Here is a 15,918-nt window from a genome sequence, read left to right as displayed (position 1 = left end):
TTAAAAGTAAGCTTTTTTGGAAATTATATCTTCTTTTTTAAAGGTTAAAATTCTTTTTATCTGTTCAACATGTCTTACATTGTGATAAATAACAAAACGAAAGGTATCGCCCAGCTTCAATTTTATAAACTTTGAAATACTGATACTGGTTTTCGTTTTTTCCAGATCAATATGCTGAGCTTTTTCTAATAATTCGAGTAACTGCTTTTGCTGATTGATAAATTCATCCACAACTGTTTTATTGAGTCGGCTGTGGATGGGATTCATTGTTTTAAGTGTTTTCATCTTATTCAGTTTTTCTTTGGGGAGCATGCTTTTAGCAAAATAATTCCCAAGAATTCCTGATTTGAAAATATCGTTTGGAGAAGTTTTGGAAGCCGCAATTCTATTAGAAATTTCAGGAATATAAAAGGTTCCGTAACGGTTGAGATGTTCCAGACACTCCAATGGACTCCAGCTATCCTGTGAAGTTCTGAAGTTCAGCTCCTCCTCTGTTTTTTGTGTGAGTGCCTGTGCATATTGTATATGCTGTCGGGTTATTTCTTTTAATTGATCTAACAATTCTGAAGCTGAAATTTTCATTACGTTTTTTATGCAAATATCCTGAACAGAGTATTCTTAAATCTTGACTGAACTCAAGATTTTTTAAGCCTTGATAAAGTTTCCGGTGACATTCTGAGATAATTGGCAATATATTTATTGGGAACTTCCTGAAACAGCTTCGGACTTCGTTTTAAAACCCTCTCAAAACGTTCTCCGGGAGCATTGATAAGCAGGTCTTTTTCTCTTTCTAGCTGCTGCAATACCAGATCTTCAAGAGTATTCATCCAAAATTCCAGATGCTCTTCACTAGATTGTACAAACTCATAAAAATCTTTTTTTGAAACTATTTTTACGATTGATTTTTTTATGGCCTGAATATAAAGATCAGACGGCTTTCCTGTTAAAAAGGAATCAAGGCTGACAATAATATTTCCAGTATATCCGAAACGGATAATTCTTTCTTCCTTTTCATCCATCATGAAGATCCGGACGCTCCCGCTTTCAATAAAATAAATATTAGTATCCGTACTGCCCGAAATCTTCAGGAACTCATTTCTTTTGAATTCTTTCTTTTCCCAATGAATTTCACTTTGAAGCAATTTTTCAACCATTTCATTTTATTATTTGCTTTTTCAAAGATAATAGGTAATTTTAATGTTTTAAAACACTAATCACTGATAATGCTCAAAAAAACAGCCCTTCTTATGCTGCTTTCTATTGGATTTTCCGGTATGAAAGCCCAGCAAACCATCCCTTTCAGGATTACCAAACACAATAATATCATTGTGAAAACCCTTATCAACAAGAAGGATTCGCTGGATCTGATGTTTCAGATTGCGATGAAAGATTATTCTATCTCCCCCGAACGAAAACGGAAAGCAGATCATATTATTTTCAACAAAGAAGAAATCAGTGATCATAATACCGTAGAAATTGGGAAAATCACCCAGAAAAATGTACGCTTTTTTGACAATCAATTAACCGGGCATGAAGCTGACGGAAAAATAGGAACCGGAATTTTTGAAGGTAAAGCATTTAAAATTGATTATGATAACAACCAATTTGTAATGTATGATAAAATGCCGGACCTGAAAGACTACCAGCCTTTAAATATCATCTTAGATCATGATGGATTCTATCTTGCCGGAGATAATATTATTGATGGAGATCAGCAGCAGGAAGCCTATTTTGTCCTACAATCAGGGTTTTCCGGAGCGATTCTGTACAGTAACGAATTTGCAGAAGAAAAGCAACTTGACAAAAAACTGAAGGTAACCGGAGAGAAAACGCTGAAAAATTCTGAAGGCAAGACTTTAACGACCAAGCAAGCTATTCTTCCTTATTTTAACCTGGAAAAGAGTGTTTTCAAAGATATCCCGGTAGGATTTTTCTCAGGAGAACTTAAAACACAAAATGTAAGTTATCTGGGTGCTGATATGCTCCGCAGATTTATCTGGGTCTTTGATGCCGAGAGGAAAATGGCTTATATAAAACCCAGCAAATATTTTTCAGAGCCCTACTACAAAATGAATTAGAATATGATAAACACCTTAAAACTAAGAAAGATCATGAAAATCAAAACTGCTGCAGCCCTTTTATTTTCCTCACTCGTTATTGTAAGCTGTCAGAAAGAAGAGAAGAAAACAACTGCCACAGAAACAAAAACCACAAATGATTCTATAAAAACAACTAAAACTGAGGAGAAAATAGATTACACCGATTTTAATATTTTCAGTTTATCTGTTATTTCATCCGCTGAAAAAGATTCTGATATGGATATTTTCATTTCTGTTTCAGATATCTACAAAGGAGAGCAACCTATTCCTGCAGACATTGTTAAAAATCACAAGCAGATGACTTATGAAGAACGCCAGCATTTTGAACTGGATACTCCCAGCAGAAAGAAGCTTCTTAACGGAATTCATCTCACGGAAAATGATTCTCTCTTTATATATGAGTATGGTTCTAATAAACTTCAAAAAATGCCGATAAGCCAATTAAAAGCAGTAGCTTATCTAAGTCCTTATACAGATAGTGAAGATTTAGATCCGGATTCTTATATGATGGGCTTTCAGGTAGCTACTCACCAAAAAATCACAGAGTACGACCAATTTAATAATGCCATCGCTTATTTTGGAAATAAAAATCCATTCGTAGAAAATAAAATGAAAGCAATGAAATGGCAAAAAGCAGGTGCCGATATTTCAAAAAAATATTTTTCTCATTCAAAATTAGTTCAGGGAAAAACCTATCAGTCACAGTATGAAAATCTGACCTATTATCTGCAGGATTATCTTGAAGAAGGAAACATTGTAGATCGTAAACTGGTCGTCATCAATGATCGTAAAGAAAAAATTGCTGAGAAAACATTCAGTCTTGCAGGAAGTGATGGCGGAGAATTTCTTCCTTTGTATGGAATAGATGCTGATGAAGCTAACATTTTCCAATATACAGGTCATCTTTTCAAAGGAAAACCTCCGGTGATTTTTGGCTTTCTTGTACAGTCTTTTGGCTGTCCTTCCATTAGTTTTTTAGATAAAAAGGAGAAGGATTTTCCGATTAATTGTGATAACAGGCATTAATACAGTAAAAAGCAAAATGATAAAAAGGTTTTCTCTACAGGAAAATCTTTTTATTTTTACTTAATCCATCCATTGATTAATAACTCTATCTCCTTTAAAATATAACCATTTATACTTATTTCCATAATCAAAATAAGTATTAAAATGAAAATACATTCTCTTATTTATTTCATCAAAGTACATCTTATTTTCTTCTGCAATATCAGTACTACACTCGCCTTCCGGAGTACTATTCAAATCACTATTGATAATAAATTTAAAATTATTCAACGGGTGATATTCAATCGGCATACAAGTTTTTTTATCCAAAGAATAAAATTCATTAGCACCTCCGAACCTTGTTTTATAATCAAATTCAAGACCTTTTATATGAATGGAACCATCTTCTTTCCACATAAAATGCCAATAATCTTTAAGACAACAATCCTTGTAAAAGGTAATAACAGATTTACCTTCATCCAAGTAACCTAGCTTAAAAAAATTGAAAAAGTTAATATTGATATATTCATCTTTATCAAAAACAGGATAATCATAGCTTAATTTTTTTCCGTTTTTAAAAGGTTGAATAGTACTAATAAAAATAACCCTCTTCTGTCCTTTAGCATTTTTAACTTTATCAATCAAAACATACTGCAGTTCTAATTTTTCAGACTTTTCAGGGTTCGGATTTAATTCACTATTTGTATTTACTTCTGAAAGTCTGTTAGGATTATTAGTTCCATAAAAACTTTTAGAAGGATAATCTCTGTTTACATAGCGGATAAAGGCTGTAAAATCAGAAAGTTTAATTTCAGAGAACCTGATTTCTTCATTACTTCTTAATCTGGCTACTTCTTTATCAGTCTGATTAAAAAAACTTTTACAACTGAAAAGAGAAAGTAGTAACAAAAACATAAGCACTTTATTTTTCATGATTGGAAAGATTAAGATTAGACATATTATAAGAACCTCCGGCAGAGATATAAAAAGGTTTCTGGTTCTGATGATAAGAGCTTTTGGTAAGATAATGGATAATATTCTGCACTTCAGACAAATCATAAACATTATTAAGCCTTATAAATCCGTTCCAATTCTCTGTGTTTCCTATCCCAAAATTCCAGAAGCCATGATTAAAGTATTTTTGCTTCGGGTCAGCATAATCTACATAACCGAAAAGAAATTCATCTGCGGTATCAAAAGCAAGTTCCGAATAACCTGTAAATCTATAAAAGCTTGCATTAATATTATTGATTTTACGGTCCATTGGTAAATTAATATTGACAAATCCTCCACCTGTATAATATCGATCTTCTTTGTCTCCTAAGCCAGTTCTCTTAATTGGTGTTCCTCCGTCATTAAGATATCCAAATTGAAAATTATCTATTTTAAGTCCCAAAAACCCCACCCTTTGTAAACGATTAGGTTTAGAGATATTGGCAGAAAGATGATAAACCCAATTGGCTCCAAAAGTAAATGAAGAGTTGAATGGATTTTGTAATGACGGCTGAGTCAGATCTGTAAAGTAGTAAAGGGGGCTATTTCTGTTTCTGATATATTCTAAAGAATTGTTTCTGAATTCGTTATTCAAACCGGAGGTTAAAGATAGTGAAGCGGCAAATTGATTTGAAAACCTTTTTTTATCCGGATCCTGGTACGTACTAAAACCTCCATAATTAATAATATACTCAACATTTATAGCTGGCAATAAGGAATTAAAAGCAAGATAACCTACTCCTGTACTTACTCCGAATCTGATATTAGGTGTTCCATACTGAAGTTCGATAATAGCTTTTGCGGCTACACCCAATTGAAGATTCTTCGACATATCTGTCTGATTAATATTCATTTGTGAAAACATCCAACCGGGCACAAAGAGTAATGCACAAATTATCAGAATTTGTTTTTTCATGGTGTTATTTTTATTGGTTTTCAGCTGTTTTAATCTATATATGATAACCAATTATATAATCTAATTCTCAATATATTTCAACTGCTTACTTAACAAATTTAGATACAAAACCTTAATATTACCATCCCCTTTTAGGGTGATTTTATTTTTAAAACTAATTTCATTTACAAGCATCAAAAAAAAGCAAATCTGTTGATTAACGGATTTGCTTTTTATTTTCACTTCTTTATTTCTTAGGATAATATCGGTCTTTCAGATTCATAAAATAGGTTTCGGATTCTTTGAAACCATTACTCTTCATGAATTTGATGACTACATTAAGGTAAGCTTCTGAAGGGGTGAACTCTGTACCCATTTTTTCGGAAAGCTTTTTATAATCTTCTTCAAGCAGTTTGGGATTTTTGGCAAGTTGTTTTATATCCGTTCTGAAACCTTTAAATATAAATTTTAATGCTTCATAATTTCCCGGATAGGAAACCGTTCCGTGGGTTTCTCCTTCAAAAAAACGATGTTTATAGTTCAGAGATCCGTTTTTTTCTATGATTTCTTTAAACTCTTCAATGGCCTGGGTCATATCAGAATTCCAGTTTTTCTGCTGTTCTTCATTGTCTGCCTGAGAAACGTACAATGTCTTTTTTGCCAGAAACGTTTTATTCTTTTCTAAATAGTCTTTTGTTCTTGAGATCATTATTTTGTTATCCCACCATAAACTCGGGTCATTAGCAACATAGCCATTGAAATAGTCAGGATGTGAAAGAAATGTATTGAGGGCAAATAATCCCCCGAAAGAATGCCCAACCAATACAGAATAATCCTGAGTCCTGTAGTTTTTGATGATGAAGGGTTTCAGTTCTTCCTGCATAAATTTCAAGAAATTTTCGCTTCCGCCACTGTCTGCAAAAAGGGTAATATCCGGATTTACAGGACTTTTCTTCTGAGCTTTTGTGGGAGTAAGATCTCTTGTTCTTTCTGTATTTTTAATTCCAACAACAATACACTCCGGAATATCAGCATAAGGAGTCCGGGCAAGAAAATCGATCATTCCAGTAAAGTATTCAAAATTGATTTCTCCGTCTAAAAGATAGATTACCGGATATTTGGCGGGACTTATGCTATTGTCATTATAGGTTTTTGGCAGATGAATCCAGATTTCTCTGTTTTCATTCAAAACTTTTGAAAATAAGTTCTGCTTCTCTCCTAATGTTAGTTTTTCCTGGGCTTTACCCGGTGTGAACAGTAAAAATAATGAGAATGAGATAAATTTAAACCAATTGTTCATGGTGTGAGTCTTTTCTGTGTTGATGAATGTTTTTAACTTCTTTATTCTTTTTGGGTGATTTGTTTCTTCTGCCCCACCAGATCAGGAATCCTGTAACCGGAAGACTTGTACAGATAATTCCAATGATGAACGTGAATATTTTTCCAAACATTCCGCCCCAATATCCTACATGGAGATCAAAATTCATATGCTCAATCACTTCGTGCATCTGCACTTCTTTCGGATAATCAATTTCTTTTCCGGTATATTTATTGGTTTCCATACTTTTCCCGTTGACAAGGCTTTTTAACCCGATAAACTGAGCTGCAACCACATGATAGACTGCTGCTGAATCATTTCTTGGAATACTCATCCTGAACTGTTTTGCTTCTGGAAACTCTTTAAATTTTCTGTCTACAAAATCAGTGTAAGACAATGCTTTTTTCTCAGAATCAAATTTAGGTTCATATTTTTCTGCAATGGTATGGGCATCTGGTACGCCACCAAAGGCCTGTTGGGTAAGATCCGTTAAGACTTTATAAGCCATAATCAATCCTGTAATGGTTATGAATACTGCCGGCAGCAATGAATAAAAGCCGAAGACATTATGAAAATCATAATTTTTCCTGCGCCATTTTGTTCCTGATTTGATTTTAAATGCAGTGGTTCTGGTTGTTTTATTCCATTTTTTAGGCCACCAAAGAATCAGTCCGCCTATTAACTGGACAAAAAATATGATTGAAGCAATGCCAACCACCGTTTTCCCGAGCTTTCCGGACAGCAATTGGGCATGAATATGGGCTACGACATAGAAAAACTCATAGCTTTTGGTAGAACCAATAACCTTTCCGGTATATGGATCAAGATAATGATAGGCAAATACACCTCTCGGACCACGCTCTTTCTTCTTGGGTTTATCTACTTTGTTGACAGTTTTGTCTTTAGGTGGCTTAGTTGCCGAAGCTACTCTGAAACTTCTGTCTGTTTCTTTATATGTATCAAAATAAAATGCTTTTCTGTCTGGAACCTGCTGGTGAAACTGAGCCAGTAATTCTTCAGGTGCCATCTTTTTAGCATTGACCGGGGCCTGGACATATTTGGCACTTCCGCCGCACAGATCAATGATTTCGTCACAAAAGACAAATACAGTCCCGGAAAGGGTAACGGTAAGCACAATGCTGCCAGAAACCAGTCCGAGCCATAGATGCAGCCATCCAGTGATCCTTTTGGTAAGGGATTTTCCCTGTTTTTTTTTAGGATTAGTTTTTTTATTCTCCATATCTGTTTTCATCATTCAAAAATGTAATAGTTGAAAATGCAAAGGCGCAACAAGATGATAATAATGGCGTGTTTGAAAAGTGAAAAGAGTTATTCCTGCTGCCATTTACTTTAGCATATTTGAGGGCATCAGAAACAGTTGTTTATTATTAATCAAAGCGTTACACCTTTGCGGTTTTCATCCTTATATTTTCGTTGAGATTATTTTTTGTTTTTACGTTTTAAAATTTAAATGCAAAATTGGCAAGGATTTCTCTTGGCTTCTGTGGCTGTCCGTAGAAGTTCCAGTAGTTTTCATTCAAAGCATTATTCATTTTCAAACCGATTCTGTATTTTTTCTTGTCATAGAAAACCGTAGCACCCACTGTAGTATAAGAGGGAGCAAGGAAATGATTGGTAATATTGATGTAGGTTTGATCCACAAAATTGAATCCGGCTCCGAAACCAAGCCCTTCATACGCACCATCCATAATCTTGTAACTTGTCCATAGATTGGCTACATGTTTTGGAGTCCAGGCGATTCTTTTTCCGCTGTCTTTGCTTCGGTCGTCATATTTATTATCGTTATATCCGTATCCCGCAACGATATTCCATCCTTTGAAAGGATTGGCGATAATCCCTATTTCCAGTCCCTGGCTTTTGATATTTCCATCCTGAATGCTTCCTATTCCGCCAGGATCAGCAACAAGTCTGTTTTTAACATTAATATTATAATAGCTTATGGTTGTCAATAATTTTTTATGGAAAAGGTCTACTTTAAAACCTGTTTCAATCTGATTTCCCTGCTCAGGATCCCATTTTGTCAAAACTCCGGATTCATTAAGGGATGGAGCATAATTTTTGAACCCGTTTACATAATTGGCAAAGAATGAAATCTGTTCCTTTACAATTTCATAGACCAATCCGAATTTTGGTGAAAACTGAGTCTGGCTGTAACCGGAAACTTTATTTTCTGGGTAGCCGTTTTTAGTGGAAATCTCAACTCCATTCACAATGGTATCATCATTTTTATAACTGTCTACTCTCAGACTTGCCATTACCAGTAAGTTATCGGTAATATTCAAAACATCAGAAATATAACCACTTATTGTTCTGAATGTTGTAATATCAGATTCTGTAGATTTTCTCTCCTTATTCATGAATTTATTTCTTGAAATAGGATCCCACGCAGAAGAGCTGTCCAGAGTCACTTTATCATAAGGCATAAAAACATTACTGTATCCGTTGGCTTCATAGTAAGGGAACTGATATTTCGTTCTTTGCTGGAAATAATCTATTCCTACTACCAGGCGGTTTCTTAGCTTTCCTATTTTAAAATCTCCAGTAAAATTCTGCTGGATATTGTCTGTGGTCACTTTAAAGCTGTCAAAAGGGCGGATCATTCTTTCTACCTGATTATTATTCAGATATCTGAGTACTAAAAAGATAGATTCATTTTCATTGGCTTCTCCTCTCTGGTAAGACGTTCTTGAAGTCCATTGGTCATTGAATTTATGGGTAACTTCAGCCATCGTTACAAAATTGGTTCTTTTAGAACCGATATCATTGCTTGTAAATGCTCGTTTGTAAGCTACTTCCAGGTCCTTCATAGAGTGTAGGGTCAGTTTTTCTGAGTTTCTTACGTAAGCATTCAATGTTTTATCCGGAGCATGAAACTCGGTATCAAGCGTTACTGTGGTTTTGTCACTTACTTTATATAAAATACTTCCTGAGAAGAACAATCCTTTGTTGTAACCGGCATCCTGGAATGAATCCTGAGAATAAACTGCCACATTAAATCTTGCCAATGCTGTTTTTTCTTTATTCAAAGGGGTATTTACATCTGCCGTGATCCTGTTCATTCCCCAGCTTCCGGTAGTATAATTGATAATTCCCCCGAAGTTTTCCTGTGGTTTTTTTGTAACGATATTCACTACTCCACCATAGTTGGCCAATGTTCCTCCGAATAAGGTTCCGGACGGTCCTTTAATTACTTCTACTCTTTCAATATTAGCGATTTCGGACTGTACTCTTGGGTTTTGAGTCAATCCGTTTCTGAAACTTGCATTGGAGCTGAATCCTCTCATGAAAATATCATTTCCGCTGTCGTTTACACTGTTGCTTACCACAACACCCGGAGCAGAAGCCATCGCTGTGTTGAAGTCCATGGCTCCCATTTCACTGATGATTTCTTTGGGAACAAGGTTGTAAACGGTAGGGTTTTCAAGGTTTTCAAGAGGAAGTCTTGCTATGGATTCAGATTTTTTGGTTCTGTAATTATGGGTTCCCTGGAGTGATACAGACTGGATTTCAGCCACTTTGATGGTATCTGTTTCCTGGGCACTCAGCATCGTTACGGCTAATAGAGCTGCAGAAATAATTGTCTTTTTCATGTTTATAATTAAGTTAGTTTTACAAAATTATCTTATTTTTATTAATTCTAAATAAAAACATGATACAAGTCATAAAATCTCCTTAATCGAGATACCCCATAAATAAAGGATTCCTGAAAATTCAAGAACCCTTTATTTCATCATATACTGATGCTATTTTATTTATTTTTCCAATTTTTTATCAATTTTCTGTAACGGTCAACATCACTTTTCTCTTCTTTTAACATGAAACTAATGATTTCTATTCCATGGCTATTTCCTGTATATACTGCTGTTGTTTCCAATACAGGATCAATGACAAATATTGAGTCAAAAGTTTTACCGCAGCTTTCGTTATCATAATTTTTCTCGATGACAATCTTCTTTAACTTTTCATCTTCAGAAAAAAAATACCTTTTAGTGTAATCTCCACATTCAGGATGATTATTAACTTCAAGACCTTTTAATTTACCATTTTTAAGATAGGCATAAACAGGGTGTAAAATATCACCCTCAAATAAAACCTGATCTGAGTCAGAAACAAACTTTTCGAATTCTTTTGTGAAATTTTTATCAGCAAATTTATTGCAGCTAAAGAATAAGAATAAGCTTAAAATCCCAATAAAGCGATAAATTTTGATCATCAATACTATAAAAATAATAGGATTAATCCTACATAGCCATCATCATCGACATATAATAATTGGCACAATGCAGCGCATTCATTAACACAATTTCTTTATTCAGCAGTGTATCAAATTTTTCTGAAGTCGTAATATGATACTCATAATTCATAGAACTCCATTTCAGATTTGGTTTCATGACAAAAAGTTCAGTTCCCTCCTGATCAGTAAGCACAAATGATTCTTTAAAGATTCCTCTATGCTTAAAAAGAAAACCTTCTTTGACTCCATCAAAATAGGTCTGCACTACAATTTCTCCATTCCAGTTCATCCGAAACTTCAGAAGAACCCTTTCATGATCTTTTAATTCAATAGTTGTTCCCCAGAAACCTTTCGGCTCAACCAGATAAAAACGGTTACCAATCTCAATTTCTGCATTAAATTTAAACCAACTTGTATAGATAAGTCTTCCTACGAACTGACTATCCTTTGTGACTTCAAAAGATAAAGAATTGCTTGATTTTGCGTAATATTCTGCCATGGTTGATGATTAGTTTGGTGAAGTTTTTATTAATTTTTTAATATTAATAAAAACTTGAATTTTAACGCTCTAATTTATAAATAATTCGGCAAACATAATCTACTTTTAAGCTGAACCGATAAAAAATCCCACAAGTTTTCTTGTGGGATTTTTTATTTCACATTGTTTCAATTCCAAAATACATATTTTATAAGTTGTAGCAGGAAAATAGATCTTCATCCATTCAATGAGTATAATTTATATAAAGACCTCAAGCCTGTTAATTTATTCTTATAAAATAATTGACAGCCATATTTTTTGGACGGGTTTCTTTTCCTCCTGTAATAGCAATAACTAAAGGAACAGATGATTTATCATAACCACTAACGATCTGTGAACCATCAAGATCACCATCAGCACCTGATGTATTTCCTGAAACCGCCCGGGGTGTTGAAGTCACTCCACCAAAACTCTGCTGTACAATCTGATGATCGTGTTCTTTAATTTCATCGCCCTGAATACTGCCCCGTAATCTGTTACCTGAAGGATCTTTTTGATTTTCAGAAACGGACGGAATACCAAAGGTCATTTCATTGGAATCAAAAGCATTATTTCCACGCAGGAAAATACCTCTTAAATCGGGAACATTGATCAGATTTTGTGTGGCACGAGCGAGTCCGCAGGTTGTGTCTACTCTTCTGCCATCACAAGGGGCCCATTTTGAGTATTTGCTATTCCAGTTCTTATCAGGGTTGGTTAAATTGTTTTTTGTCACCTCCTGAAATTCTTCCCAGCTTAAATATGAACATAATATTGTACCTACAGGGAAGTCTTTGTTGAAACCTGTTGGAAGTCCGTTTAACAAACAGTTTACAGGTCCCTTATCCGTATCTAAGAAAAAGAAAATATCTTTTGAAGGATCCTCTCTTTTAATGGTAATCGAATTATTTTTATCAAGAATTTCTCCTTTATTAAAGCTTTTACTTATTTCTACCCCATTGGTTATTTTATAATCTTCAACAATAGGATTTGGGTCCGTATTTGATATTTTCTCGTAAAAAATATAGATGGTTATCCCTTCATTCCCTTCCTGTACTACTGTTGATAATCCTTTTTTATTATTTTGAACTTCTAAACACTTAACATACCCCTCAATTATATCTTTGTTTGGAGTATGTAAACTAAATGAGTCGAAAAATGACTGAGAAACTGTAATATTTTCAGTAGCCTTGACTTTCTCCTGAAAAGTTCTGATTTCATCATCTGAAGCGCCTAAATTTAAGACATTCTTAACCATAGATGTAGGATCAATTGATTCAAAGCCAAATGAGAATTTTTTAGCTTTAAAATCATCTTTGAATTTTTCAGATTCATAATATTTTTTCAAATCGTAAAGAAAATCACCTGTGTTTGTGACATTCAGGGTGGTATAAATTCCACCTTCAAGAAGTTTGGTACATTGATTAGGTTCCATTTGTATAGTTTTTTGAGGTTGGTTACTGGATTTTACATACAATAAGAGTTGTATTGTCAAACTTTCATTTGTTATGACTCATCAAAAGTACTTCATGTGGAATCGTGTGTCAATTACCCTTTTGTGGTATTTATATTAAGTAAAAACCCCTGCAAGTTTCCTTACAGGGGTTGTAGTATTATTTATTTTGTTCGAATTACATCGTCTCCATTTTGAAGCTCATGCTTTCGATTACTTTTAAGATTGCTTCTACTGTATCCATTGAAGTTAAACAAGGAACACCATTTTCCACACTCATTCTTCTGATCTGGAATCCGTCTCTTTCAGCCTGCTTACCTTTTGTAGTGGTATTTACAACGTACTGAACTTTTCCTTTCTGGATCAGGTCGATAAGGTTTACACTTTCTTCTCCGATTTTGTATCCGATTTTGCAAGGGATTCCTTTTTCCTTGAAGAACTTAGCAGTACCTTCTGTAGCCCAGATTCTGAATCCTACTTCATGGAATCTTGCTGCAAGAGCTGCTGCCTCATCTTTGTGCTTATCTGCTACTGTGAAAAGGATAGAACCGTGCATAGGAACTTTTCTTCCTGCTGCAACCAATCCTTTGTAAAGTGCTTTCTCAAGGGTTGTATCTTTCCCCATAACCTCTCCTGTAGACTTCATTTCAGGGCCTAAAGAGATGTCAACTTTCGTTAGTTTGGAGAATGAGAACACCGGTACTTTTACAAACACTCCTTCTTTGTTTGGAACCAATCCGTTTTTGTATCCTAAATCTTTCAGTTTTTGTCCTAAGATTGCCTTTGTTGCAAGGTTAGCCATTGGAACCTCTGTGATTTTAGATAAGAAAGGAACTGTTCTTGAAGAACGAGGGTTTACTTCGATTACATATACATTTCCTTCGAAAAGAACGTATTGGATGTTCATTAATCCGATAACTTTCAGTCCTTTTGCCAGTCTCTGTGTATAGTCTACCAAGGTATCAATTTCACTTTGAGAGATATTCTGCGGCGGGTATACTGCGATAGAGTCTCCGGAGTGAACTCCTGCTCTTTCGATGTGCTCCATAATCCCTGGAATCACCACTGTTTCACCGTCACAGATTGCATCAACTTCAATTTCTTTTCCTACCATGTATTTGTCAACCAAAACTGGGTGCTCAGGGCTTGCTTCTACCGCATGCTCCATATAGTAAGCCAATTCTGCTTCTGCGTATACAATTTCCATTGCTCTACCTCCAAGAACGTAACTTGGACGTACCAATACCGGGTAACCGATCTCGTTGGCAATTTTTATAGCTTCTTCTTTCGAAGTTGAAGTTCTTCCTTTTGGCTGAGGAATTCCCATCTCCTGAAGTGCTTTTTCAAATTTGTCTCTGTTTTCAGCTCTATCAAGGTCTTCCAGTGAAGTTCCTAAGATCTGTACTCCGTGAGAAGCTAATTTATCTGCAAGGTTGATTGCAGTCTGTCCTCCGAACTGTACCACTACTCCTTTAGGTTTTTCAAGCTCTATGATGTTCATTACATCTTCTTCAGTAAGTGGCTCAAAATATAGTTTATCAGAGATAGAGAAGTCTGTAGAAACAGTTTCAGGATTGTTGTTGATGATAATTGCTTCATACCCCATTTCTTTGATCGCCCATACTGAGTGAACAGTAGCGTAGTCAAACTCAACTCCCTGTCCGATTCTGATAGGTCCTGAACCCAGTACAATGATCTTTTCTTTGTCTGAAACAACGCTTTCGTTCTCTTCTTCGTAAGTTCCGTAGAAATAAGGCGTTTCACTTTCAAACTCAGCAGCACAAGTGTCTACCATTTTGAAAACCGGCATTATTCCGTTTTCCTTTCTGAAATTGAAGATCTCACGCTCTTTTACATCCCAAAGAACTGCGATATTGACATCTGCAAAACCTAATCTCTTAGCTTCAATTAATGTTTCTTTATCAAATTTGTTCTCAGCGATTACTTTTTCGAAGTCAACTAATTTTTTCAGTTTCCAGATGAAGAACTTGTCGATTTTACTCCATTCTACAATCTGCTCCCAGTCATATCCTCTTCTTAAAGCATCTCCGATGATGAATAATCTTTCATCATCACATACTCTAATTCTTCTTTCGATTTCTTCAGCAGTAAGTGCTTCAGCTTGTTTTGTTTTTAATCCAAGGTGTTTGATTCCTGTTTCTAATGAACGGATGGCTTTCTGTAAAGATTCTTCAAGGTTTCTTCCGATGGCCATTACTTCACCAGTTGCTTTCATCTGAGTGGAAAGTCTTCTGTCTGCAGTCTCGAATTTATCGAATGGGAATCTAGGGAATTTTGTTACCACATAGTCCAGTGCCGGTTCGAAACATGCGTATGTTTTTCCTGTCACAGGGTTCATGATTTCATCCAGCGTTAATCCTACAGCAATCTTTGCTGCGATCTTCGCAATCGGATATCCAGTTGCTTTACTTGCTAAAGCTGATGAACGGGATACTCTTGGGTTTACCTCGATAATATAGTAGTCGAATGAGTTTGGATCTAAAGCCAACTGTACGTTACACCCTCCTTCGATACCTAGAGCTCTGATGATCTTCAAAGAAGCATTTCTCAGCAGCTGATACTCTCTGTCTGAAAGCGTCTGAGAAGGTGCTACTACGATAGAGTCTCCTGTGTGAACACCTACCGGGTCGATATTTTCCATGTTACAAACTACAATGGCGTTGTCGTTTGCATCACGCATTACTTCGTATTCTATTTCTTTGAAACCAGCGATTGATTTTTCAATCAAACACTGTGTAACCGGGCTGTGCTTTAATCCTAATTCGGCAATTTCTTTCAATTCTGCTTCGTTGGAAGCAATACCTCCTCCTGTTCCTCCCATTGTAAAGGCAGGACGAACAATTACAGGATAACCGATCTCATTTGCAAATGCAATAGCTCCTTCTACCGTATTCACGATATCAGAGTCCGGAACCGGCTCATCCAGTTCTCTCATCAATTCGCGGAAAAGGTCTCTGTCTTCTGCTCTGTTGATGGCAGAAAGTGTAGTTCCCAATACTTCCACTTTACATTCTTCAAGAATTCCTGATTTTTCCAGCTCTACCGCCATGTTCAGTCCTGTCTGACCTCCCAAAGTTGGTAATAATGCATCCGGACGTTCTTTTCTGATGATGTGGCTTACAAACTGTAATGAAATCGGCTCGATATATACTTTATCAGCGATTTCCACATCCGTCATGATTGTTGCAGGGTTTGAATTGATCAAAATTACTTTATACCCTTCTTCTTTCAAAGACAGGCAAGCCTGCGTTCCTGCGTAATCAAATTCAGCTGCCTGACCAATGATGATAGGTCCTGAACCGATTACTAAAATTGTTTTTATATCTGTACGTTTTGCCATTTTTCTTTTTTATTAGAGTCTT

The 15,918-nt window shown here is 35.5% G+C and carries 13 protein-coding genes; 2 read left to right on the top strand and 11 right to left on the bottom strand.

The window, feature by feature from the left end:
* Positions 1–582, bottom strand: a complete 582-nt coding sequence (locus AC57AW_RS10940) for a DinB family protein (RefSeq protein ID WP_496351887.1) — start codon at positions 580–582, stop codon at positions 1–3.
* Positions 583–635: 53 nt separating this feature from the next.
* Positions 636–1,154, bottom strand: coding sequence for a Crp/Fnr family transcriptional regulator (locus AC57AW_RS10935; protein ID WP_496351886.1), 519 nt, complete (start codon positions 1,152–1,154; stop codon positions 636–638).
* A 69-nt stretch (positions 1,155–1,223) separates the two neighbouring features.
* On the opposite strand from AC57AW_RS10935, the gene AC57AW_RS10930 reads away from it, so the two are divergent.
* Together AC57AW_RS10930 and AC57AW_RS10925 are read left to right on the top strand one after the other, a co-directional pair.
* Positions 1,224–2,078, top strand: coding sequence for a hypothetical protein (locus AC57AW_RS10930; protein WP_496351885.1), 855 nt, complete (start codon positions 1,224–1,226; stop codon positions 2,076–2,078).
* A gap of 33 nt (positions 2,079–2,111) precedes the next feature.
* The gene (locus AC57AW_RS10925) at positions 2,112–3,125 is read left to right on the top strand and encodes a hypothetical protein (protein WP_496351884.1); all 1,014 of its coding nucleotides are present in this window, start codon (positions 2,112–2,114) and stop codon (positions 3,123–3,125) included.
* 60 nt (positions 3,126–3,185) lie between these two features.
* Here the strand turns inward: AC57AW_RS10925 and AC57AW_RS10920 are convergent, their stop codons facing one another.
* From AC57AW_RS10920 to carB, 9 genes are all read right to left on the bottom strand, one after another.
* Positions 3,186–4,019 (bottom strand): hypothetical protein, encoded by an 834-nt coding sequence (locus AC57AW_RS10920; protein ID WP_496351883.1) that lies wholly within the window; start codon positions 4,017–4,019, stop codon positions 3,186–3,188.
* Positions 4,020–4,026: 7 nt separating this feature from the next.
* Positions 4,027–5,013: a polymorphic toxin type 23 domain-containing protein gene (locus AC57AW_RS10915; RefSeq protein ID WP_496351882.1), complete on the bottom strand. Its 987-nt coding sequence runs from the start codon at positions 5,011–5,013 to the stop codon at positions 4,027–4,029.
* A 226-nt stretch (positions 5,014–5,239) separates the two neighbouring features.
* Positions 5,240–6,292 carry an alpha/beta hydrolase gene (locus tag AC57AW_RS10910; RefSeq protein ID WP_496351881.1) on the bottom strand — a complete coding sequence of 351 codons (1,053 nt, stop codon included), beginning with the start codon at positions 6,290–6,292 and terminating at the stop codon, positions 5,240–5,242.
* Positions 6,276–7,550 (bottom strand): PepSY-associated TM helix domain-containing protein, encoded by a 1,275-nt coding sequence (locus AC57AW_RS10905; protein WP_496351880.1) that lies wholly within the window; start codon positions 7,548–7,550, stop codon positions 6,276–6,278. Before AC57AW_RS10905 ends, AC57AW_RS10910 begins: the two co-directional genes overlap by 17 nt.
* 220 nt (positions 7,551–7,770) lie before the next feature.
* Positions 7,771–9,921 (bottom strand): TonB-dependent siderophore receptor, encoded by a 2,151-nt coding sequence (locus AC57AW_RS10900; RefSeq protein ID WP_496351879.1) that lies wholly within the window; start codon positions 9,919–9,921, stop codon positions 7,771–7,773.
* A gap of 158 nt (positions 9,922–10,079) precedes the next feature.
* Positions 10,080–10,544 (bottom strand): hypothetical protein, encoded by a 465-nt coding sequence (locus tag AC57AW_RS10895; protein WP_496351878.1) that lies wholly within the window; start codon positions 10,542–10,544, stop codon positions 10,080–10,082.
* Between the two features lie 28 nt (positions 10,545–10,572).
* Positions 10,573–11,064 (bottom strand): hypothetical protein, encoded by a 492-nt coding sequence (locus AC57AW_RS10890; protein ID WP_496351877.1) that lies wholly within the window; start codon positions 11,062–11,064, stop codon positions 10,573–10,575.
* Positions 11,065–11,323: 259 nt separating this feature from the next.
* A complete protein-coding gene (locus AC57AW_RS10885) occupies positions 11,324–12,517 on the bottom strand; it encodes a hypothetical protein (RefSeq protein WP_496351876.1) in 1,194 nt (397 codons plus the stop codon).
* 196 nt (positions 12,518–12,713) lie between these two features.
* On the bottom strand, positions 12,714–15,896 hold the full coding sequence (gene carB, locus AC57AW_RS10880) for a carbamoyl-phosphate synthase large subunit (RefSeq protein ID WP_496351875.1): 3,183 nt from the start codon (positions 15,894–15,896) through the stop codon (positions 12,714–12,716).
* Between the last annotated feature and the right edge of the window lie 22 nt (positions 15,897–15,918).

Source organism: Chryseobacterium sp. BGA-UO-ETr-SB22 (assembly GCF_059567885.1).
The sequence above is the reverse complement of the archived record's forward strand: the minus strand, read 5'-3'. Positions and strand labels throughout refer to the sequence as shown.

Coding starts and splice junctions, on each gene's coding strand:
- AC57AW_RS10940 (WP_496351887.1), bottom strand. CDS start 582: ATGAAAATTTCAGCTTCAGAATTGTTAGATCAATTAAAAGAAATAACC.
- AC57AW_RS10935 (WP_496351886.1), bottom strand. CDS start 1,154: ATGGTTGAAAAATTGCTTCAAAGTGAAATTCATTGGGAAAAGAAAGAA.
- AC57AW_RS10930 (WP_496351885.1), top strand. CDS start 1,224: ATGCTCAAAAAAACAGCCCTTCTTATGCTGCTTTCTATTGGATTTTCC.
- AC57AW_RS10925 (WP_496351884.1), top strand. CDS start 2,112: ATGAAAATCAAAACTGCTGCAGCCCTTTTATTTTCCTCACTCGTTATT.
- AC57AW_RS10920 (WP_496351883.1), bottom strand. CDS start 4,019: ATGTTTTTGTTACTACTTTCTCTTTTCAGTTGTAAAAGTTTTTTTAAT.
- AC57AW_RS10915 (WP_496351882.1), bottom strand. CDS start 5,013: ATGAAAAAACAAATTCTGATAATTTGTGCATTACTCTTTGTGCCCGGT.
- AC57AW_RS10910 (WP_496351881.1), bottom strand. CDS start 6,292: ATGAACAATTGGTTTAAATTTATCTCATTCTCATTATTTTTACTGTTC.
- AC57AW_RS10905 (WP_496351880.1), bottom strand. CDS start 7,550: ATGGAGAATAAAAAAACTAATCCTAAAAAAAAACAGGGAAAATCCCTT.
- AC57AW_RS10900 (WP_496351879.1), bottom strand. CDS start 9,921: ATGAAAAAGACAATTATTTCTGCAGCTCTATTAGCCGTAACGATGCTG.
- AC57AW_RS10895 (WP_496351878.1), bottom strand. CDS start 10,544: ATGATCAAAATTTATCGCTTTATTGGGATTTTAAGCTTATTCTTATTC.
- AC57AW_RS10890 (WP_496351877.1), bottom strand. CDS start 11,064: ATGGCAGAATATTACGCAAAATCAAGCAATTCTTTATCTTTTGAAGTC.
- AC57AW_RS10885 (WP_496351876.1), bottom strand. CDS start 12,517: ATGGAACCTAATCAATGTACCAAACTTCTTGAAGGTGGAATTTATACC.
- carB (WP_496351875.1), bottom strand. CDS start 15,896: ATGGCAAAACGTACAGATATAAAAACAATTTTAGTAATCGGTTCAGGA.